This is a genomic window from Winogradskyella eckloniae, from assembly GCF_013249045.1.
Taxonomy (GTDB): domain Bacteria; phylum Bacteroidota; class Bacteroidia; order Flavobacteriales; family Flavobacteriaceae; genus Winogradskyella; species Winogradskyella eckloniae.
The window spans coordinates 280,043-302,638 of the sequence record NZ_JABRWP010000004.1 but is presented as its reverse complement, the minus strand read 5'-3'; the positions used below and the strand labels follow the sequence as shown (position 1 = coordinate 302,638).

The window sequence follows — 22,596 nt, the reverse complement described above, 5'->3', positions numbered from 1 at the left end:
TCTAGAATTGAAAATATATAAAGTTCTCAGCTGTTGAATAGAATAAACAAAGCATTAAAATGATAATAGATATTAGTATTGATAGTTTTACCGTGCTAAATTTAATACCATAATCTTCAAGTGGTGTTTTGGATCTAAAGATTTTTAGGTCAATAGCAAAGCCTATGGTTAAAAGCAATAATCCATTAATAAAGGTGTTGATGTTTCCAACGAATAAAGTGCCGTAATTAAAGCTAAATATTTCTTTAATAATTGTGGCGGCTGTATGGAAATCTGTTGCTCTAAAAAATACCCAAGCAACAAGAACAACAATAAAGGTGTAAATGTATCCAAAGGCATTAAAGGTTTTAATTTTTAATGCTGAAAACGTATATTTTTCTATGCTTAAAAATAAACCATGAATTCCGCCCCAAATAACAAAATTCCAAGAGCTTCCATGCCACAATCCTCCAATTAGCATGGTTAGAAGTAAATTTCTGTAAGTAATTACAATTCCTTTTCTATTTCCACCCAAAGAGATGTATAAGTAATCTCTTAGCCAAAAGGATAAAGACATATGCCAACGTCTCCAAAATTCAGTTAGTGTTCTTGAGAAATAAGGGAAGTTAAAGTTTCTGTTAAAATTGAAACCAAATAGTTTTGCACTACCAATAGCGATATCAGAATACCCTGAAAAATCAAAATATATCTGAAATGCATAAAATACCGTAGCAATTAGCAATGTTGAACTATTGTGTATATCATAATTACCATAAACAGAATCTACGTAAACACCTAGGTTGTCTGCAATAGCAACTTTTCTAAAAAGCCCTATAAATATTTGAAATACTCCTGTTTTTATTAAAGTAACATTGAGCTTTCTGTTGCTCTCAATTTGCGGCATTAAATTAGAAGCTCGTTCTATTGGTCCTGCTACTAATTGAGGAAATAAACTAACAAACGTGAAAAACCCAACAATATCTCTACTTGCCTTTATTTCATTTCTGTAGATATCAATACTATAACTTAAAGTCTGAAACGTATAAAAGCTTATACCCACTGGTAAGATAATATTTAGCGTAAGGTCATTGACTTGCCATCCTACACTAGACATGGCACTAGAGAAAGAGTCTGCAAAGAAATTGTAATATTTAAAAACCGCTAACAAGCCTAAATTGGAGCATAAACTCACTAAAAGCCAACGTTTTTTCTTTTTCTTAGATAGGGCTTCTTCTATTTTTTGCCCAACAAAATAATCTAAAAATGAACTAAAAATAATTAGGGATAAAAACCTATAATCCCACCAACCATAAAACACATAACTAGATATAAGTAGTAATATGTTTTGTTGTTTATAGCGATCTTTTAAGAGCCAATAGACAATAAAGACTACTGGTAAAAAAATAAGATATTCTATTGAGTTAAAAAGCATTGAATAAGTGTTTTACAGATTTAGGGTTGTATCAAAATCATGCTAATTTGACCGAAATATAGTAAAACCAATTTCGCGTATCCTAATAAGCTAATGAATTTTAGTTAAGCGGAATAAAAACAACGTTCTATAACTTTAATTTCAAGATTCAGATAGGATTATTTTTTCTTAGTTGTTTTGAAGTTTATAAATTCTACAAACAATGAAAAAGCAATAGCAAAGTATAGATAGCCTTTAGGGATAGCGCCTACGGTTTTTCCAAATAGTTTGGTGTGAGATAGATGTGCTGCTTCAGTGATTAGCATAAAACCAATTAAAATTAAAAAGGCAAGTCCTAAAATTTGCACACTAGGATGTGCGTTAATAAATTTTCTAATAGGATTCGCAAAACCAATCATAATACCAATTGATATCATCACGGCTATTATCATTAAAACTAGAGTATAATTATGGTTAGCGTGCAGCCCGTTAGTCATACCAACAGCTGTAAGTATAGAGTCTATGGAGAAAATAAAATCTATAATCACAATTTGCACTATGGCGTTACTAAGTGATTTTATGGGTTTAGATTTTTCTACATCTTCGTCATGTGACGGGTTTTCTACCTTTTCTCTTATTTCTGAGGTGCTTTTATAAATTAAAAATAAGCCTCCAGCAAACAAAATAATGGCCTGCCAGCTAACACCAATGGATATCCAATCCGTGTCAATAGTAAAAAACGGTTTACTTAGACCAACTAAAAATGACACAAAGAATAATAAAATAATACGCTGAATCATAGCCAATACTAAACCAATATTTGTCGCTTTGCTACGTTGGTGTTCTGGCAATTTATTTGCGGCTATGGAAATAAAAACAATATTATCAATACCAAGAATAATTTCAAGGAATGTTAATGTTAAAAGCGCCATTATAGCATCTGACGTCAATAGAAAATCTAGCATATCATTATTTTATTTTTACAGCAGTCCCTTTTTCAACATTTAAAGGTCGGTTAGGACGCTTTACGGCCAATTTATATTCAAATGTATATGAGTCTTGAGATGTAGATAGTATTTTCATATGGATGGCATCTTTTTCTGAATTATTAGAAGGATGTAGTTTCTTCAAAATAAATTCACAATCATTGATCCATCTTACTGAAGATGAATCTACAGTGCCATTGTGATAATCTATGTTGTATTTTTCTGTACGCTTAAATGTCGAGGTGTGTTTAACACCATCTAGGGTGTATGAGAATTCAAAAGTACCAGTTTTAAAATCTGAACAATGCCTTTCGGTTTCATAGCAATTGGTAAACATTAATATTGAAAATAGAAGTACTACGACTCTCATAACATCTTTTTAACAAAGATAAGGAATAGTAAAATGAATTTTATGGCTTATAACTCTTAAAAGTTCCGTCTTTGTAAAAAATTACAATTTTTTCAATTTCAGACTTGCTCTCAGGTTTTGTGGTTAGCATTTCTGATTTTGGTAAAGAAGGAGTAGGAGTCGTTGTTTTTTTTGTGTGTTCTGCTGATGGCAGGTCTTTCGGAAAAATACCTTTTCCGTTCATTAACCAATACAATTCTACTTCAGGATAATAGTGGAGGACCTTCATAACAAAATCCAAACTAGGCTTATTTCTGCCTGATAAAATATGTGAAATACTAGAACGCTGAACACCAATTTTTTCTGCAAAACTTGAAGCTGTTTCGTTGTAAAAGTCGATGACTTTTTGAAGGCGTTTTGTAAAATCAACAGAGTTTATCATTGTAAACTTTAGAATTATAAATATGAGTATACAAATGTAAACAATTGCTTTTTGTTTTGTGTTAAATTTTGTTACAAAACTAAATCTATGTTGAATTGTTACTTTAGTAAATTAAAATAAATAACTGATAATAAAATATATAAATATAATTATAAGTGCTGAATACGAAATTTGTAATTAACATATATTAAAACATCTAAAACAAAGTTTTAATAGTTTACTTATGTAAATATTAGTATGAATTTATTTGTTTACAATTGTAAAATATCAAATGATTACATTTGCAAACAATAATTTACCTCGTATGACAGCAGCACATTTGAATGCACTTTTTACCGCTATAAAAACAACTGAACTATTTGGTCGTTATATTACGAATACGCATATTGAAAATTGCTTTAGTAAGTTTTCAGAATCTAGAATTTCAACGATTGGAAACTCAGTAGAAGGTCGACCAATTTATAGTTTTAAGTTTGGCAATGGACCTAAAAAGATTTTATTATGGTCTCAAATGCATGGCAATGAATCTACATCAACCAAAGCTCTTTTTGATTGTTTTAATCTCTTTGAGACTGAACATGATGTTGTAAGGTCTATTCTAGATCAATGTACATTATTGGTAGTACCAATTTTAAATCCAGATGGTGCACAAAAATATACACGTGTCAATGCTAATCTTGTGGACTTAAATAGAGATGCTCAAGATCTAAGTCAGCCAGAAAGCCAGATATTAAGAGCAGTTTATAACAAATTTGCACCAAATTATTGTTTCAATCTTCATGGTCAGCGCACTATTTTTAGTGCTGGTGAAACAAATAAAATAGCAACATTGTCCTTTTTATCTCCAGCGCAAGATGAAGACAGGTCGTTGACGACAAATCGCAAGATAGCAATGGCTATTATTGCTGAAATTAATGCAGTAGTGCAAGAAGATATACCAAATGGTGTTGGACGTTATGATGATGGATTTAATTTAAACTGTGTAGGAGATACGTTTCAAAATTTTGGAGTGCCTACATTATTGTATGAAGCTGGTCATTTTGCAAATGATTACGAGAGAGAAACTGTGAGACGACTTATGTTTATGGCTATATTAAAAGGTCTACATGTCATTTCAGAAGGTGTTAATGCAACGGATTATAAAGCGTATTTAAACATACCGGAAAACGGAAAGTGCTTTAATGACGTTATATTGAGAAATGTAAAATTAAAATCTTCAGACACAATAACAACAGATGTGGCTTTTCAATTTAAAGAGGTGTTAATTGATGATGCTATTCAATTTATACCAGTTGTAGAAGCAATTTCAAATTTAGATCATAAATATGGTCATAAAGAGATTTCTGGAAACGGAAAAATTGTAAGAACATTAGCGGATGATGAACTTAAAATTGGAAACGAAATCGATTTCGTGTTATTGAATAATGAAAGAATCTCGATATATTCGTAAAATAATTCATTAATTATGCGTATTCGTTATATTAAATGTGTTATTTTTGCGTTTAATCTAAAGATTATTAAATAATGGCAAAATTTAAATTAGACGAAGTAGATCATCAAATACTCGATATGCTTATCGATAATACGCGTATTCCTTTTACAGATATCGCTAAGAAATTATTGATTTCCGCAGGTACAGTTCATGTACGTGTTAAAAAAATGGAAGAAGCAGGGATTATAAAAGGGTCTTCATTAACATTAGATTATCACAAGTTAGACTATTCATTTATTGCTTATGTTGGTGTCTTTCTTCAGAATACATCTCAAACTAAGTTTGTTTTGGAACGTATTAATGATATTCCTTATGTTACTGTGGCGCATATCACAACAGGAAAATTTAATATTTTCTGTAAGATAAGAGCAAAAAACACTATGCACGCTAAGGAAATTATCTTTATGTTAGATGATATTGATGGTGTTTACCGAACAGAAACAATGATTTCTTTAGAAGAAAGTCTTAATGATAAAAAACGATTGATGCATACCATTTTTAATGAATTGTAATCAATTTTATTTATAACTTATTAATTGCCCTTTGTATCTTTTACTTAGGGCATTTTTTATTCGATTAATATGAGCTTAAATTCCTTAAATACAAACGAATACAATCCGTATTACAACACTTACATTAAACAATCTACGCAACTTTCTTTGTTAGATGGCTTAGAAGCTAATTTGGCTTCGGTAGTATTATTTTTTTCAGAAATTTCAATTGATAAGCATAATTATAAATACGAAAAAGATAAGTGGACCATAAAAGAAGTGTTGTTGCATATTATTGATACAGAACGCATTTTTGCATATAGAGCTCTTAGAATTGCCAGAAATGACACAACAGCATTACCAGGTTTTGAGCAAGATGATTATGTAGATTATTGCCAAGCCAATGGTCGTACATTAGAGGATATTATCAATGAATTTAAAACCGTTAGACAAGCGACTATTTCGTTGTTTAAAAGTTTTAGTCCTGAAGCCTTATTAAGGATTGGTACAGCAAGTGATTCTTTGATTTCCGTTAGAGCTATTGGATATATAATAGTTGGTCATGAAAATCATCATATAGAGGTCATTAAACAGCGCTACCTTTAACTGGCGTAATAATCAAATGCTTCCATGATTAAATTATTACTTACTACACAATCTATTTTTGGTTGACCTATAGCTTCTAATAGTACAAATTTAACTACACCATGACTATTTTTCTTATCGTGCTGCAGCAGATTAATGATTGTTGATATATCGTTTTTAGATATTTCAACCTTTGAAAAGGTCTTAAGAATTCCGTCTGTAATAACTTGAAGTGTTTCTGGCTTTAAACCACAAATTTTAGTAGACAAATAGCTTTCTAAAATCATACCAATGGCAATGGCCTCTCCATGTAACAAAGGCGTTTTGTCTGCGTTTTCTAAAAAATAACTTTCTATAGCATGACCCAAAGTATGACCGAAATTTAAAATCTTACGCAATCCTTGTTCGGTAGGATCAGATGATACGACCTTATTTTTAATGACAACAGAGTCATAAATAAGCTGGTCTAAATCTGAAATATCTAAAGCTTCAAGATGAGTCAGTGTATTCCAATACGATTCATCGTAAATTAGACCATGTTTAAGCATTTCGGCAAATCCAGATACCATTTCGTTTTTAGGTAGCGTATCTAAAAAGGACGTATCTACGGCAACCATTTCTCCTTCATTAATTACACCAACTTGATTTTTAAGAGCGCCCAAATCTACACCTGTTTTTCCGCCAACTGAGGCGTCTACCATTGCTAATAGTGAAGTTGGTACATTAATATATGAAATGCCACGCATATATGTACTCGCAACAAAACCACCTAAATCTGTCACAACACCACCTCCTAAGTTAATGAGTAAGCTTTTTCTATCTGCATTATATTCTGATAAAGCTTCCCAAACGCCTGTACAAATGTCTATCGTTTTATTTTCTTCACCATTTGGCATTTCCATTACTTCAACTGCAATGTCACCAGATTCTAATTGTTCTAAGAATTTAGGTAAGCAATAATCGTGAGTATTAGTATCTACTAGAATAAAAATTTTAGAAGGGTTTTTAGTCTTTACATAGGTATTAATTTCTGTATATACTTCAGAATTAAAATAAACGATTGCGTTTTTAGTTGAAATAGAATTCATTATATAGGATCTAATTTGATAAGGTGAAAATACTTCCTTTTTCAATAAAAATGAACCTAATAATAAATATATTTGTATATAAACTTCAATTCAAATGATTAATCGTACACTTTTTGAAAATACTGAAACAGCCTTTAGACTAAAGTCTGATTCTGAATTAGAACGTGCCTATTTTTTGTTTAAAATGATATCGTCTCAACCTTTGGTTAGGATCGGTACGGCAGCGACTAATTTTGCATTAAAAGCTAATTTGCCAGTAGAAGGCTTAATACGTTCTACTGTTTTTGATCATTTTTGTGGTGGTGTAAATGAAGATGACTGCTTGAGTGTTATAGATGATTTGTATACTCAAGGCGTGTGTTCTGTATTAGATTATTCGGTAGAAGGGAAGGCAATAGAGAATCAATTTGATAATGCACTAGAAAAAATACTTAAAATAATTAATTTCTGTGACGAAAAAGAAGCGATGCCAATTGTTGTTTTTAAGCCTTCAGGATTTGGACGGTTTTATTTGTTTCAAAAGAAGAGCGAAGGCAAAATTTTTACCGAAGATGAACAAGCAGAATGGGATAGAATTGTAAATCGATTTGATAAGGTTTGTAAACTTGCGCAAGAAAAAGATGTTGAAGTATTAATTGATGGTGAAGAAAGCTGGATGCAAGATGCTGCTGATGATTTAGTGGAAGAAATGATGTTTCGCTATAATAAAAAAGTCCCAGTGGTTTATAATACGTTACAACTGTATCGTTGGGATAGGTTAGATTATTTAAAAGCTTTGCATAAGCGTGCCATTGCAAATGGTTTTAAAATAGGTATGAAAATAGTACGTGGCGCTTATATGGAGAAAGAACGAGAAAGAGCTCTAGAGAAAGGATATGCTTCGCCTATTTGTAAAAGTAAAAAGGAAACGGATGATAATTTCAACAATGCATTGAACTATATTATTCAGAATTTAAATGATATTTCAGTATTTATTGGTACTCACAATGAATTGAGTTGCTATTTAGCTATGGAGCTTATGGAAACTCATCAAATATCAAAAAAAGATAATAATGTATGGTTTGGTCAGCTCTATGGAATGAGTGATCATATTAGTTTTAATTTAGCTGCTGAAGGTTATAACGTGGCAAAATATATGCCTTTTGGCCCTGTAAAAGATGTTATGCCTTATCTGATAAGAAGAGCAGAAGAAAACACATCTGTTGCTGGGCAAACAAGTAGAGAATTATCTTTATTAAAATCTGAAAAGAAAAGGAGAAATTTATAGTAATTAAATAACAAAGCCACTCAAATTGAGTGGCTTTGTTATTTAATATATATTTGTTTTGTTATGACTTCTTATAAAACTCATACCATTTTTTCTTTTTGTTAGGGTTATTACCATAACCGTAGCCATAACCATAGCCACCATAACCTTTTTTACCAGATCTAACACCATTTAATAACATGGTCATTCTAGGTAATCGTTTTTCATTATATAATGGTACAGCTACATGTTGTAACAATCTTCTATCTATCTTTGCGGCACTTACAACATATACAAAGGTATCTGCTAAATGAGATATTAATAAGGTGTCACTAACAATACCGACAGCAGATGTATCTGCGATTATATAGTCATACTTATCTTCAAAATATTTAAACAATTCTACAACTCTGTCATTCATCAATAATTCAGATGGGTTAGGAGGTATAGTTCCTGAAGGAATAATATCTAACAATTCATTTTCTTTATGCTTTAATACTACACTTTGAGGCTTAAGAGAAGGATCGGCAATGAAATCTGATAAACCTTGATTTGGTTGCTCATCCACACCTAAATAATCTAAAATTTTAGGGACACGTATATCTGTTTCAATTAATAAAACTGTTTTCCCAGAATGTGCTATTGAGGTTGCTAAATTAGTACTTGTATGTGATTTTCCCTCTTGTGGAATCGTAGAGGTGATAAAAATCTTTTTTGCACGCCCTTTGACATCGCGCAACATAAAATCTAAATTAGATTTTATAATTCTAAAAGCTTCTGCTTTAGGTGAGTAATCCACCTTTTTCACAAGTTTTTGCTTTTTTGATGTTCTTGGTACATCTCCTATATAAGGTATATCTAATAAATCGACCAAATCATCTTTTCTGTATAATTTAGTGTTTATTAAATCAGAAATATATATTAGTGCAATTGGAATACCTAATCCAAATAATAATGACGCTATATAAACAATCATTGTGTTAGGTGCTACTGGTTTATGCGAAGAAAATGCACTATCTACAATCTTAGCATTAGGTGAATCCATACCTAATTTTATCGCAGATTCTTCTCGCTTTTCTAATAAATATAAATACAGCGATTCTTTAATGTTTTGTTGTCTTGTTATATCTCTAAATTGTCTTTGTTTTGTAGGTGCAGTAGACAATCTTCCTTGTATTCTATTGTTTTCTCTACTTAAACTATTAAGTGTAAGTTGAGAACTCGATTTAATGTTTTTTAATGAATTCTGAATATTTAATTTTAAAGCTGAAATCTGATTATTAAGCTGGATAACTACAGGGTTTCTCTCTGTAGAATTTTTAAGCAAATTATCCCTTCTCGCTACTAATTCATTGTGGTTTTTAATGACCTGATCGGTATTGGCATCACCAATGGCTACACCTGCAGGAATAATATCACTTGTTCTATCAGTTCTAGAAATATCTTCTTGAAGGTAATCAATAATCTGAATATTTCTAGCCGTTGAAGCTATTTCTGATTGTAGTTGTTGCCCTGTTTGTAAATTTAAATCTGCTCTAGAATCTAAAGCGGTTAATCCTTGTTTTTTCTGAATAGTTTCTGCAGTATAATCCACTTTTTCTAATTCTTCAGACACCTGCTTAAGCCTATTATCTATAAATTCTGAAGTTGCTTTAATAACAGCCTCCTTTTCATTAAGAACATCTTTGTTATATTCTGAAACAAGCTCATTTAATATATCTACAGCTTTATAAGAATTACTTTCATTTAATGTTAAATGTAATACACTAGATCCTGTCTCTGTAGAAATTTTAATTTTCTTTTGGTAACTATTAACTAATTTACTTACCGAACTAATTGTAATTTTTAAGTTGCTTCCTACAATAGGAGCATGGTTTCCGGAACTAGGAGTTAAGACCATGTCGCCAAAACCTGTTTTTATTCGCGATCCAAAACTGTATAACTTTCCTTTTGTCTCATCTCTATCTAATAAAGATTTCCCTTCATTTTTAAAGGCTAGAAATTGCGTTGGAGATTTGACTTTTAAATATAAGGTCGTATCTACAAAATGTATTACTGAATCATTTGCGAAAAAATCAATTTTTACAGGAGGGTTTCTGTAAATCTCTCTTTCCTTTATACTACCTTCGGCAAAACATCTAATGTGTAATTTTAAATTCTTTACTACGTTAGATATGAGCGTTCTAGATTGTAGTGTTTCAATCTCATCTTTAATTTTATTTGTTCCATCAGAGAATAGACCTTCTGCAGACATTTCGCCTATAGATGGTAGCTTTTTAGATTGCTTTTCGTCTCTAATTTTAATTGTTGCATTTGCACTATATTCGTAAGTTGCGTATCGTAAATACGTAAAACCTAAAAATATTGCAACAACTACGCAGAATAGAATAATCTTCCAATATGAAAGAAATAATTCAACACTTTGTCTTATTTCATTTGACTTCGCAGAAGGTTTTGAATCCATAAATGATATAATAAATTATGCTATTTAATCAAAAATACTGCTAAGATAGTAGTAAGGGTACCAATTGCAGAAATTAAAACGCTATTATTTTGATTATATGTAGAGGATCTTACTTTAGCATTATTTGGTTCCACATAGATAATGTCATTTTGTTGAAGATAATACAAATGAGAATTTACTGTATTTATTGAGGTTAAATCTATAAAAGCAAATTTCTTAACACCATCTATTTCTCTAATTAACTTAACGTTTGTACGTTTTCCAAAAATTGTTAAATCGTTAGCGTATCCTAAAGCTTCTAAAAGTGTTACTCTTTCATCTTGCATGGTAAACGTTCCAGGATTAGACACTTCACCTAACACAGTTACTGTAAAATTAACTAATCTTACATTTACAATAGGATCTGTAGCCATTACCTTTATTTTATCGACAAGCATTGCAGTAAGATCTGTACGTGTTAAGCCTTCTACTTTTAAAGTTCCTAAAACAGGAAATTCAATATTACCATTATGATCAACTAGATAAGATTGTTGTTGTAATGTACCTTGAGCACTTCTTAAATCAGAGGTGTTATTTGAAACCACTGGTAAATTAAATGGTCTTACCGTATCCGGATCTAGTGCTGAAACGTTGATGGTTAATATATCATCTGGTTTGTATATAAGTTCCGTAGGTTCGGAAGTTAATTGTCCTTCTTCAATTGGCTCATCTTGAAAATAAATGAGATCTTTTCTCGTTGCACAAGAGGTAGCAGTAAAAATTGCTAACAGTGAAATCATTAAGATACGTGTTTTCATGAAATAAGTATTATATGTTTATTTATAATTTGGGTTCTTTTCTTTGGTCTAATACTTCGTAAGTAGAGTTGTTAGAAATATATTCTGGTATTAATTGTTTAATTGAAGATACTATCTCTAATGGTTGCGTTAAGGTGTTAACAGAGGTTAACTTATTAATTTGGTTTTCAACACTTACAATATCTACCTTTCTAGATTTAGCAATCATTATTTTATCATGATAGGTTTTCTTTGTGTTTTCACCGTCTGCTAAAAGTTCTTCATATATTTTTTCGCCAGGTCTTAACCCTGTAATTTTTATATCTATATCTTCAGGATAACGCAGACCAGATAAAATTATCATATTCGTTGCTAGGTTAAAGATTTTGATTGGTTCTCCCATATCAAACACAAATATTTCTCCACCATTACCCATTGCGGCTGCTTCTAATACAAGCTGACAGGCTTCAGGTATTGTCATAAAGTATCTTGTGATTTCTTTATGTGTTACGGTTAATGGTCCTCCTTTTTCAATTTGCTTTTTAAATAATGGTATAACAGATCCATTAGACCCTAAAACATTTCCAAATCTTGTGGTTATGAATTTTGTATGGCCTTTTCCTTTGAGACAAGTTACATATAATTCTGCAATTCGTTTTGTAGCACCCATTACATTTGTTGGGTTAACCGCTTTATCTGTAGAAATTAATACAAATTTGTCTACACTGTGTTTTACAGCAATATCTGCGACATTTTTTGTGCCACCAATATTTACACTAACAGCTTCAAAAGGATTGTTCTCCATTAAAGGCACGTGCTTGTACGCTGCCGCATGAAAAACAATTTTAGGTTTACATTGATTAAATATTTGATCAATCCTAGTTTTATTTCTAACGTCGGCTACAATGGCTTCAATGTTTTCTAACCCTTGTTGTCTAAACTCTTGCTGAATATCATACAATGCAGACTCCGCATTATCGACTAAAATTAATTTTTTAAAATTATATAAACTTGCTTTTCTTGCTATTTCACTACCAATAGAACCAGCGGCTCCTGTAATTAAAATGACTTTATTATCGTATTGATCTTCTAAATCTGGATTTTTAATATTAATGGGATCTCTACCAAGAAGGTCTTCAATTTTTACTTCTTTTATTTGCCCTACACTTAAATCACCATCTATCCAATTTTGAACAGGAGGCACAATTTTCACTTTTAATCCTAATGAAAATAAATTTCCTGTGATTTGTAATAATCGGGAAGGGTCTATGTTTTGAATAGAAATGATAACATCTTCAACATTGTGCTTCTTAATGAACTTTTCGTCAATATTTTTAACGCTATAAACCTTTAATAGATTTATCTTTTTTCCTATTTTTTGCTCGTCATCATCAATAAAACCAACGACATCAATACCGTTTTTTGTATCATTAACAATGGCATCATAGGTAAGCATTCCAGAATTTCCGGCACCAAATATTAAGACTTTTGAAATCGACTGAAAATCTTGAGTTATATAATTATATACCGATTTAATAAATAATTTAAACCCAACTAAAAACAAAATATTTAGTAATAGATGTATATAAACTATTGATCCTGAAATACTAAAAAGACTGTCTTCACCAATAAATTTTCGACTTAAAAACGTAAAGCAAATTAATATTGTAGCCAAAATATTAGCACCAATAATAATGTTTACAATATCCTTAAAACCAGTAAATCGAACAACACCTTTATATATACCTACAGAAATTAAACTAATTGCTGCAACGATAGAAACGTAAGGTATCTGATTAATAAGTTGATGAAAGTCAAAATTTAATGTAAAATTATATCTAATTAAATAGGCAAAAAAGAAAGTCGCAATGACTATGGCAATGTCAAACAACAGTACCATCCACTTTGAGGCATATTTTTTCGATATTTTATTTAGAAATTTTACTAACATTTTTCGAAATATACGTTAATAGCTGTTTTTACTCTATTTAATTCTACATCCGACAGATTCGATCCACTTGGTAAACAAAGGCCTTTTTCAAACAATTCATCTGAAACACCATTTAAATAACTAGGAGCATCCTTAAAAACAGGTTGTTGATGCATTGGTTTCCAAAGTGGTCTAGATTCTATGTTTTCTTTTTCTAGAGCTAATCTTAATCCTTCTCTTGTGTCATAAGAATCTAATAATATACAACTTAACCATCGGTTAGAAAAATAACCTTCTGGTTCAGATAAAAATGAAATCTTATCGATGTGTTGAAAGGCATTTTTATAAAACTCATGGTTAGCACGTCGTTTAGCAACATGGCTATCTAATATGGTCATTTGTCCGCGACCAATACCTGCCACGATGTTAGACATTCTATAATTATAACCAATATGAGAATGCAAATAATGTGGAGCGTTATCTCTTGCTTGCGTTGCCAGAAATACGGCTTTATCTTTTAACGCCTTCGTTGGTGCAACTAAAGCACCTCCTCCAGAAGTTGTAATTATTTTATTTCCATTGAACGATAGTATGGCTAAATCGCCAAAAGTTCCGCAGTTTTGACCTTTATAATGACTACCCAATGACTCTGCACTATCTTCAATAATTGGAATATCATATGTTTTTGCTACTTTATGTATAGCATCTACATTGTATGGCATGCCGTATAAATGCACTGCAATGATCGCTTTAGGTTTTTTGCCTTTAGCGATTCTATCTTTAATAGCAATTTCTAACTGAATAGGGCATAGGTTCCATGTAGTGCTTTCGCTATCTACAAATACTGGTGTTGCACCTTGATAAACAATTGGATTTGCTGAAGCAGAAAACGTTTTACTCTGACAAATGACTTCGTCACCAGCTGTAACACCTAATAATATTAAACTAAGATGAAGTGCAGATGTACCAGATGCTAATGCTGCAATATGACTTTCTTTACCTAAGTAAGATTGTAAATCGTTTTCAAAACCATTTACGTTAGGTCCTAATGGAGCTACCCAATTTGTGTCAAAAGCTTCTTTTATGTACGCTTGTTCATTACCACTCATGTGTGGTGATGACAGCCAAATTTTTTCGTTCATAGGTTAATTCTTTAAGTTAGTACCTAAAGTTTATAATTAAAGGTGTTTGGGACCTATTTAATTAATAGCATTTAAGGTGCTAATATAAGCCCTAAAAATTTAAACAAAGAAACAATAATATATTTTTACGACCAACTGTTTGTTTTAAACGACATATAAGAAGCATGCCATAATTAAGTGTATATTTATCAGATTAAAAACAGTAGCAATAGAGTGGTAAGCTATTGATAAAGCGTGTTTTATGATATGTAAACGCTTAAATATTGCTCATATTTAAGAAGAAATCTAAAGAAAAAAGTTTTACTGTTTAATAATAAATCACTTTTAGGATCTATACTTAGGGAAGAAATCCGTGTCAGCTTTACCTTCTGATAGTTGATTATACACTTGTTGATTAACAATATATTTCCAAACTTTAAAGGTTCTAAAATCTTTAGAAAATGAGGCTTTAAATTCAAATAATGAATCATGTTCACTACCCAAGCCGCCTCCTAGATTAAACACTTTAAACCCTTGCTCTGTAGCTTGAATACGCATTTCATCAAGAAATAATTTCGAAGGTTTTAGTCTTAAATATTCCGTACGTGTACCAGATAAGTGATACTGAACAATGTTTTTTGTTTTTACAAACATGGAACCAGCGATAAACGTATTTGTTTCCAAATGCCTTACTAATAATATATCTGTCTGAAAATCATTAATTTCCATAAAATTTAGAAAATAGGCCTTACTAAAAAAATAACTTTCTTTAGCATTGAGACGTTTCATGTTTTCGTAATAGATATCTACGAATTCTAAAATTTCTTCTTTAGTTTGCGCTTTTACAATTTCACATTGTTTTCTTAACTTATTGACTTGGTTTTTATTAGATTTTCCGTAAGCCATACGTGATTGCTCAATTGGTAAGGAAACATCTATATTAACCACATCACCTAAACTTGCTGTAGTTCCTAAATTTTCTAAAATTTCATCTTGTTGAAGGTATGGATGTAATCGACTAAAAACTGAAATAATATTTTTACGCTCTAAGTACGTATTAAATGCTGTTTTGAACTCTTTGAAATCTACAGAATTAACGTCTGCATTACAAATAGGACCAGCGTAACCATAAACAGAGGTAAGATCATAATACGATGAGTTAGCAATTGATCGCAATAACATTGGTAAGGCTACAATTAAGTCTCCGTTTGTATAAGTTAATAGTACAGGAGTTTCGCCTTCAATTTTTGAGATATTGTGGTACTCATATGTATGGTAAAAATCGTAATTTTCTATGTGTTCTAAAATAGAATTCCATTCGTTTTTTTCTGTAATTTCCCTCATTATTACTAACGCTTTGTAAAAAATAATTAATTGTCTTCTTTAGGTATTGTACCTGTAAACATTGGCATGTCTAATGTTTCAGAGCTATTAATATCGCTTTTCTTTATCACTTTGTAGAATGTTTGCCATAAAATTTTCAAATCAAACAGAAAAGATTGATGGTCTACATAATACACGTCATATTCAAATTTTTCTTCCCAAGAAATAGTATTTCTTCCATTGATTTGTGCCCAACCTGTAATTCCTGGCATTACCTCGTGCCTTCTATTTTGTTCTTTATTGTAATGTTGCAAATATTCAGGGAGTAGTGGGCGAGGACCTATTAAACTCATATCACCTTTAAGAATATTAAGGAGTTGCGGAATTTCATCGAGTGAATACTTTCTACAAATATCTCCTGTTTTAGTAACGCGCTCTAATGCTGGTAATAATTCGCCATTAGCGTCCGTTTTATCATTCATGGTTTTTAACTTAATGATTGTAAAAATCTTACCATGTTTTCCCGTTCTTTTTTGATAAAAGAAAGGCTTCCCATTATTTGAAATACTTAAAATAATAATTAATATAAGAAATATTGGAGCGATAATTATTAAGCCAATTAATGCTGCTGTAAAATCTAACAAACGTTTTATAAAGTTTCTATACAATTTCATAATTAATTATATATTGAGTTCACGTTTAATAAGCGTGATTAAATCGTTATTGATAATATTCACATCAAAACGTTCTTCTGCGTATTCTCTACTATTTTTTCCCATTTCCTTAATTTTTTCAGGATTGGTAATAAAAAATTCCATAGGTTTGATTAAAGCATCTAGGCTTTGAGGTTCTATTAAAAACCCATTAATGCCTTCTTTTACCGATTCTCTACAACCTACAGAGTCTGTCGTAATAATTGGGTTTCCACAGGCACATGCTTCTAGTGTTGTTCTTGGTAACCCTTCTCTGTAATAACTAGGTAATACAAATATATCTCTAGCATTTAAATGTTCTGGAATGTTAGTTTGAGGGCCATGAAAAACAATAACTTCCTTTTCATGGAGATCATTAATGTCATCTAAGCTAATCGCAGAAGGCGATGTTTCTGGTACACCAATTAAGTGAAACTCTGCCTTAGGATACTTCGCTTTTAATATTTTAGCAGCTTCCATGTATAATGCAATTCCTTTTTCTTTTATCAATCGTGCTACCAATAAGAAACTAACTTTATCTGTTGCATTTTTCTCTTTAAAGGAAAACTGATTTAGATTCACACCAGATCCACTAACAAAATCAACTTTTTGTTGTTTAGAGATGACTTTTCTGTCTAGAAATAATTGATGGTCGTCCTTATTCTGAAAAACGATAACTCTATTTTTTCTAATGGACAATTTATACAATGTTTCATTAAAACGCTGTAAAATTTTAGCTTTAGTAGACAAGCCAGTAAATGTATATCCAAGTCCAGTAATTAAAGAAATTACAGGAATCTTGCACATATTAGCAGCCATAGAGCCGTAGATTACAGGTTTTACAGTGTACGGGAAAACTAAATCTATTTTATGATCTTTCATTAAAGCCTTTAGTTCTAAGATAGACTTAAAATCTTTAAATGGATTGAGGCCTGTACGTTGTAAGTTATACTCTAATGTCGTGGCTCCTAAATTGTTAATTTTTTCTCTAAATTCATCTGTATAATCAGGTGCAGCTGTATAGACCTCAAAGCCAGAATCTACAAGACTTTTTATAAAATCGCCTCTAAACCGAATTAAAGAACCGTCTAAAGAAGCAATAAGCATTATCCTTTTTTTCTCCATTTCCATTAGTTTTGTTTTAAGTAATTAAACTTATACCATTTTTGGAAACAATAGAAAGACCATACTCTAAAGGTGCTATCTTTTTTGCTATCTAAATGATCTTTAACCAACTTAGTAATTATTTCTACATTAAAAATTCCTTGAGATTTTAACAATGCTGGTTCTATGTAACTTTCTATTTCTTTTCTAAGGCTTTGTCTTAACCAATCACCCGTTGGCGAACCAAATCCTTGTTTGCTTTTTTCTAAAAACTCATCAGGAAACTGGTCTTTAAATGCCTCTTTTAAAATGTGTTTTTTACTCCAGCCTTGCATGAGGTAATCTTCGGGTAGCGTATTGGTAAACTCCCATAACTCTTTGTTTAAAAAAGGAGCTCTACATTCTAAAGAGGTCATCATACTTGTTCGGTCTACTTTTGCCAGCATTCCGCCCTCTAAACTTAGAATTTTATCTACAGATCTAAAATCGGTTAAAGTTTCTATTTTTTGTTTTCCTAGTACGTCTTTATATTCTTTAAAAATATTAGCATCAAAATAGTCTGGAGACATAATCTCTGCAAGTTGATTGCTTGTATTTGCTAATGAAATGATATCCCAATAAAAATCGCCATCATAGTTTATGGCATTTAGCATTTTATTTATTCTAAACTTTTTACCACGCGTATCGTCCTTATTTATGAGATACTTATTACTAAGTTTTGACACCGTTTTATGAAGCCCTTTTGGCATTACACGTGTGTATTTTTTGTTCATTTTACCAACATAATACTTGTTGTAACCACCAAACACTTCGTCGCCACCATCTCCTGTTAAAGCTACTGTGACGTGCTCTCTTGTTTTTTCGGAGAGTAGGTGTGTTGGTAATGCTGCTGTATCTGAAAATGGTTCATCAAAATTCACTAAAATTTCATGTATGTTATTTTTAAGATCATCTTCATCAATGATAAATTCATGATGATTTCCATTTACCATATCGGCTACAATTCTCGATTTATCTGTTTCATCATAAGATGCTTTTTTAAAACCTATTGAGAACGTATCTATTTTTCTATCTGTAGATTGCGCTAAACAGAGCGAAATTATTGAAGAATCTACACCACCAGACAAAAATGTACCTAAACCAACATCTGCAATAGACCTGCTGTCTACACTTTTATATACTAAATCTTTGGTTTTAGCTTTTGCATTTTCAAATGAAATATTGGCTTCTACAGGTTTTGGCTCTGCATTTATTTTATGAATTGTTGTACTGTGAGATTCTAAGTCGTATTCTATAAAATGATTTGCTTGAAGCTTATATATATTGTCATATATTGTATGAGGCGCAGGTATGTAGGTTAATCTAAAATATAGATTTAGCCCTTTTTTTGAAATCTCAGGTGTAAAATCAATAGTGTTAATGATTGACTTTAATTCTGATCCCCAAATAAATTCTTTATCTGTATGTGTATAATACAATGGTTTTTCTCCAAAGAAATCTCTTGCTATAAATAGTTTATTGATGTTTTTATCATAAATACTGAATCCATACATGCCATCGAGATCTTTAAAAGCATCGACACCATATTTTTCATAAGCTTTTAATATAACTTCGGTATCACTTGATGTATTAAAGGTTACGCCTTCAGCCAGTAATTTAGCCTTTATAATTTTGTAATTGTATATTTCTCCATTGAATACAATTACAATTTGTTTGTCGTCTGAAAATATAGGTTGCTTACCAGAAGATAAATCTATAATAGATAATCTTCGCATTCCCATACCAACAGTATATTTATCATTTTCTTCTGAAAACAAACCATCCTGATCTGGTCCTCTATGAATGATTAAATCATTCATTTTGTTTAGAACAGACAGAATTTCATCTTTGTCTCTATTGGTTTTTGTAATAATACCGTTTATTCCACACATACTTTAATTCGTTTTGTCTAATTAGCTATGGTTGTGCTATTTACTAGATCTATATATTTTTTTAAAATGCTGTCTTTTTCAAAATCCTTAATTCGAATTTTACTGTTTTCTCTACAAGAATCAGCATAAGCTTTATGATTTACAAAATAGCCAATGCCTTTGGCCATTAAGTCTTTATTTTTAATTGGCACCAATATACCATAATCCGTTATCATAATGTCTTCAATAACGTTGTCTAATTCCATGATTTCACTTGGACCAGACTGGCAATTTGTACTTAATATTGGTAATTCACACGCCATAGCTTCTAATAATACATTAGGAAAACCTTCGTGATTTGAGCCAAAGATAAATAAATCAGCTGTTTTTAAATATTGATAAGGGTTAGCGCTAAAGCCCATTAAAAAAACCTGATCTTTTAGATCTAATGTTTCTATGAGTTGCTCAAATTCTTCTTTTAAATCTCCTACACCAAAAATATATAAGCGCAATATAGGGTTTTGTAATTGGTGAATTGCTCTGATAAGCATTTCGTGATTTTTACCAATATCTAATCGTCCTAAAGTAATGATGTTAAATTTGTCTGAATCAAAAAATGATGTATTTGGTTCAGCGGCTTCAATTTTACTTAAATCTATTGGATTGTGAATGACCTTCATTTTTTCTGAAGGGACTTCAAAATTATCTATTAAATCGCCAGCATTTCCGTAAGAATTTGAAATTACCAGATCTGATTTTTTATATAATGTTTTAATTAAGGTTTTATTAAATGAGGATTGAAACCCTTTATAACTATACTGTAGGCTAGGGAAGGCTCTTTCATTTGTAATCACTTTAAATTTATAAGCGGTTAATTTGCTAGCAATGACATTGATAAAAGACGGTCTGGTTAAAAAGCTTAAACTATGCGTCAATTCTAGCTTTTTTACCAATTTTGCGTATTTAAAGGCTAAAAATGGAATTTTAAACGCTTTTTTAAAGCCGCTTTCATGGCCTTCGGATGTTTCTAAATAATGTATTTTAGTATTTGCTGGAATAGTATATGAGATCGTTGTATTCATTAAAATTAAATGAACTTCAATATTGTTCTTTATACAATATGAAACTAAGTAAGATACAACGCGTTCAGCACCTCCTCCTGATAATGAATATATTAAAATACCTAACCTCATTATGACTTTACTTTTTCAGAATATTAGTAAATAAATCTTCGTACTGTTGAAGTATTACTTCTTTATTAAATTTTTTATAAACAGATTCTCTAACGATTTCAGGATTCCAATCTTTAGTAAGTTTCAATTTTTCAAGATATTCTTCTTCTGTGTCTACTAAATAGCCATTAATATTAGGTTCTACAATTTCTTTTGTTCCTCCTGGAGCTTTAAATGCAATTACAGGTGTGCCAACAACACAACTTTCTAATAAGGCATTAGGAAACCCTTCTACATAAGACCCTTGTAAAAATAAATCGTGCTGCGAAATGTAGTCATTTACTTTGTTGGTAAATGGAACATGCTCTATATTTTTAATGATGCCTAGATCTTTTGCCTTTTGAAAAATTTCTTCTTTTAATCCACCATCGCCTACAATAGTATATTTAAAGGGTTGATTGTATTTAGAAAGAATATCTAATAATCTTAAATGTCCTTTTACTTCAGTTAATCTTCCGACAGTTATAAATTTTCTAACATTTGTAAACGGTTGAGAGGATTTTACTTCTGGTAAATTAGAAATAGGATTATTAATAACATGAATATGACTTTTTGGGATATTGAAATTAGTAATCATATCCTCAGCCATATCTTCAGATTGACAAATGATGGCATCTAAATTTTTAAATCCATTAGGCAATAAGCGAAGAGGTGACCATTGTCTTGTTTTCTTTTCATTGCTTCTTTTGCTTAATACTGTGGCTTCTCTACCAATAAATTTGGTTTTTTTAAAAAACGGAGAAAGCATTGACATGGCAGTATTTACATGTGAAATAGAACTAACAACAACTTGCGGCTTGTACTTTTTTATATGATTTACAATAGAAGGCAAAGCAGTAAGAATTCTTGGCTTATTGAGATAGACTACATCTACGTTACTCACGTCGTATGCAGCGTCTTTTTCAAATCCTGCAACAACTAATAAAGGTTGAAACTTATTTTTATCAATGCTTTGAGAGACAAAAGAAATAACACGTTCAGCTCCACCTGCACTTAGCGATGGAAGTATAAACATGATTTTGATTTTAGTTTCACTCATTTTTAATGCTGCTTATTTATTTTTTGATAAAGCACTAGAAATTTGCTTTGCTACTTGTTCATGTCCATAACATGTCCAATGACTATCGTAATCAAAGGTCCAACTTATATCGTCCTTGCTGTCATCTAAAACTATAGTTCTAAATCCAACGTTTTTACATTCCTCTATGATTTTTGCATTTGAATTTGGATGAAAAACTAAAACCTTATTTTCAATATTATAATTATTTACAATATAGTTGATTAATTGAACGACCTTAGTTTTTGATTTAAATGCAGGATTGTTCTGATTTGTGGTAATAATCGGTTCTTCATTAGTTTTAGAATTACTACTTAATGGGAACCTAGTGTAGAAATAATATAATAATTTCCAATTGTATAGTATTTTTTTGAAAACTGGAGCTTTCATTTCACCAAAAACAATTGAACCATCTTTAAGTTTTAATTGCGTTATATCGCGCATTGGTTTTACTTCAGCAATACTCTCGTAAAAATCATTATCATTCACATAAACCAATGATTTCAATGGTTTTAAGGAGTCTAAATTTTTGCTTATTTCCATGGCTTCAATAAGTGAAACACCCGAGCGACCTGCTTCCATGAAATTATAATTAGACATGTTCTGCTTTAAATACGCAGATTGATGACACTCATTAGGATTCATAAAGTTTTCAATAAACGAATCACCAATTACTAAAATTAGATTGTCATTGCTTTTTGGTAAAATTCCAGGCCATCCTAGTTTGTTAATATTCCATTTATGCCCGCCACCTTTCCAATAGCCTTCTTGATTAGGATAATAGTTTTGTATTCCGTTGGCGTCTATTGTTCGTTGAGGAATATCTGACATGGTATGGGTTACTCTAACTACAAATTCTCCAACTATTAAAGCTAAAAGAAAAAACACCAAAATATTTTTTAAGAATTTTTTCATGAT

At 31.0% G+C, this 22,596-nt stretch carries 20 protein-coding genes; 4 read left to right on the top strand and 16 right to left on the bottom strand.

Going from position 1 to position 22,596, the window contains the following annotated elements:
- Position 1 precedes the first annotated feature (1 nt).
- The 4 genes from HNV08_RS08935 to HNV08_RS08920 form a co-directional block, all read right to left on the bottom strand.
- A complete protein-coding gene (locus tag HNV08_RS08935; protein WP_173280923.1) occupies positions 2 to 1,411 on the bottom strand; it encodes an MBOAT family O-acyltransferase in 1,410 nt (469 codons plus the stop codon).
- Positions 1,412 to 1,569: 158 nt separating this feature from the next.
- On the bottom strand, positions 1,570 to 2,355 hold the full coding sequence (locus HNV08_RS08930; RefSeq protein ID WP_173280922.1) for a TerC family protein: 786 nt from the start codon (positions 2,353 to 2,355) through the stop codon (positions 1,570 to 1,572).
- Positions 2,356 to 2,359: 4 nt separating this feature from the next.
- Positions 2,360 to 2,746, bottom strand: a complete 387-nt coding sequence (locus HNV08_RS08925; protein WP_173280920.1) for a hypothetical protein — start codon at positions 2,744 to 2,746, stop codon at positions 2,360 to 2,362.
- Positions 2,747 to 2,786: 40 nt separating this feature from the next.
- Positions 2,787 to 3,167, bottom strand: coding sequence for a helix-turn-helix domain-containing protein (locus HNV08_RS08920; RefSeq protein WP_173280918.1), 381 nt, complete (start codon positions 3,165 to 3,167; stop codon positions 2,787 to 2,789).
- A gap of 271 nt (positions 3,168 to 3,438) precedes the next feature.
- Here HNV08_RS08920 and HNV08_RS08915 point away from each other — a divergent pair, with 271 nt between their 5' ends.
- The 3 genes from HNV08_RS08915 (at position 3,439) to HNV08_RS08905 (ending at position 5,756) form a co-directional block, all read left to right on the top strand.
- Complete coding sequence (locus HNV08_RS08915) at positions 3,439 to 4,617, top strand: M14 family zinc carboxypeptidase (RefSeq protein WP_241697200.1); 1,179 nt, start codon at positions 3,439 to 3,441, stop codon at positions 4,615 to 4,617.
- A 74-nt stretch (positions 4,618 to 4,691) separates the two neighbouring features.
- Positions 4,692 to 5,171, top strand: a complete 480-nt coding sequence (locus HNV08_RS08910) for an Lrp/AsnC family transcriptional regulator (protein ID WP_173280916.1) — start codon at positions 4,692 to 4,694, stop codon at positions 5,169 to 5,171.
- A 69-nt stretch (positions 5,172 to 5,240) separates the two neighbouring features.
- Positions 5,241 to 5,756, top strand: a complete 516-nt coding sequence (locus tag HNV08_RS08905) for a DinB family protein (RefSeq protein WP_173280915.1) — start codon at positions 5,241 to 5,243, stop codon at positions 5,754 to 5,756.
- On the opposite strand, the gene aroB is transcribed toward HNV08_RS08905, so the two are convergent.
- Positions 5,753 to 6,823 (bottom strand): 3-dehydroquinate synthase, encoded by a 1,071-nt coding sequence (gene aroB / locus HNV08_RS08900; RefSeq protein ID WP_173280913.1) that lies wholly within the window; start codon positions 6,821 to 6,823, stop codon positions 5,753 to 5,755. The genes HNV08_RS08905 and aroB overlap by 4 nt on opposite strands.
- Positions 6,824 to 6,917: 94 nt before the next feature.
- On the opposite strand from aroB, the gene HNV08_RS08895 reads away from it, so the two are divergent.
- Complete coding sequence (locus tag HNV08_RS08895) at positions 6,918 to 8,090, top strand: proline dehydrogenase family protein (protein ID WP_173280911.1); 1,173 nt, start codon at positions 6,918 to 6,920, stop codon at positions 8,088 to 8,090.
- A gap of 61 nt (positions 8,091 to 8,151) precedes the next feature.
- Here the strand turns inward: HNV08_RS08895 and HNV08_RS08890 are convergent, their stop codons facing one another.
- From HNV08_RS08890 to HNV08_RS08840, 11 genes are all read right to left on the bottom strand, one after another.
- Positions 8,152 to 10,533: a GumC family protein gene (locus HNV08_RS08890; protein ID WP_173280909.1), complete on the bottom strand. Its 2,382-nt coding sequence runs from the start codon at positions 10,531 to 10,533 to the stop codon at positions 8,152 to 8,154.
- Between the two features lie 20 nt (positions 10,534 to 10,553).
- The gene (locus HNV08_RS08885; protein ID WP_173280907.1) at positions 10,554 to 11,330 is read right to left on the bottom strand and encodes a polysaccharide biosynthesis/export family protein; all 777 of its coding nucleotides are present in this window, start codon (positions 11,328 to 11,330) and stop codon (positions 10,554 to 10,556) included.
- A 22-nt stretch (positions 11,331 to 11,352) separates the two neighbouring features.
- Positions 11,353 to 13,260 (bottom strand): polysaccharide biosynthesis protein, encoded by a 1,908-nt coding sequence (locus HNV08_RS08880; protein ID WP_173280905.1) that lies wholly within the window; start codon positions 13,258 to 13,260, stop codon positions 11,353 to 11,355.
- A complete protein-coding gene (locus tag HNV08_RS08875; protein ID WP_173280903.1) occupies positions 13,254 to 14,381 on the bottom strand; it encodes a DegT/DnrJ/EryC1/StrS family aminotransferase in 1,128 nt (375 codons plus the stop codon). The genes HNV08_RS08880 and HNV08_RS08875 overlap by 7 nt, the downstream gene beginning before the upstream one ends.
- 324 nt (positions 14,382 to 14,705) lie before the next feature.
- The gene (locus tag HNV08_RS08870; protein WP_173280901.1) at positions 14,706 to 15,704 is read right to left on the bottom strand and encodes a peptidoglycan bridge formation glycyltransferase FemA/FemB family protein; all 999 of its coding nucleotides are present in this window, start codon (positions 15,702 to 15,704) and stop codon (positions 14,706 to 14,708) included.
- Positions 15,705 to 15,730: 26 nt separating this feature from the next.
- Positions 15,731 to 16,351 (bottom strand): sugar transferase, encoded by a 621-nt coding sequence (locus HNV08_RS08865; protein WP_173281082.1) that lies wholly within the window; start codon positions 16,349 to 16,351, stop codon positions 15,731 to 15,733.
- A 12-nt stretch (positions 16,352 to 16,363) separates the two neighbouring features.
- Positions 16,364 to 17,500 carry a glycosyltransferase family 4 protein gene (locus tag HNV08_RS08860; RefSeq protein ID WP_173280899.1) on the bottom strand — a complete coding sequence of 379 codons (1,137 nt, stop codon included), beginning with the start codon at positions 17,498 to 17,500 and terminating at the stop codon, positions 16,364 to 16,366.
- 5 nt (positions 17,501 to 17,505) lie between these two features.
- Positions 17,506 to 19,410 (bottom strand): asparagine synthase (glutamine-hydrolyzing), encoded by a 1,905-nt coding sequence (gene asnB / locus HNV08_RS08855; RefSeq protein ID WP_173280897.1) that lies wholly within the window; start codon positions 19,408 to 19,410, stop codon positions 17,506 to 17,508.
- Between the two features lie 17 nt (positions 19,411 to 19,427).
- Complete coding sequence (locus HNV08_RS08850; protein ID WP_173280896.1) at positions 19,428 to 20,582, bottom strand: glycosyltransferase; 1,155 nt, start codon at positions 20,580 to 20,582, stop codon at positions 19,428 to 19,430.
- 7 nt (positions 20,583 to 20,589) lie between these two features.
- Positions 20,590 to 21,660, bottom strand: coding sequence for a glycosyltransferase (locus tag HNV08_RS08845; protein ID WP_173280894.1), 1,071 nt, complete (start codon positions 21,658 to 21,660; stop codon positions 20,590 to 20,592).
- Between the two features lie 12 nt (positions 21,661 to 21,672).
- Entirely contained in the window at positions 21,673 to 22,593 is a 921-nt protein-coding gene (locus HNV08_RS08840) for a hypothetical protein (RefSeq protein ID WP_173280892.1), read from the bottom strand.
- Between the last annotated feature and the right edge of the window lie 3 nt (positions 22,594 to 22,596).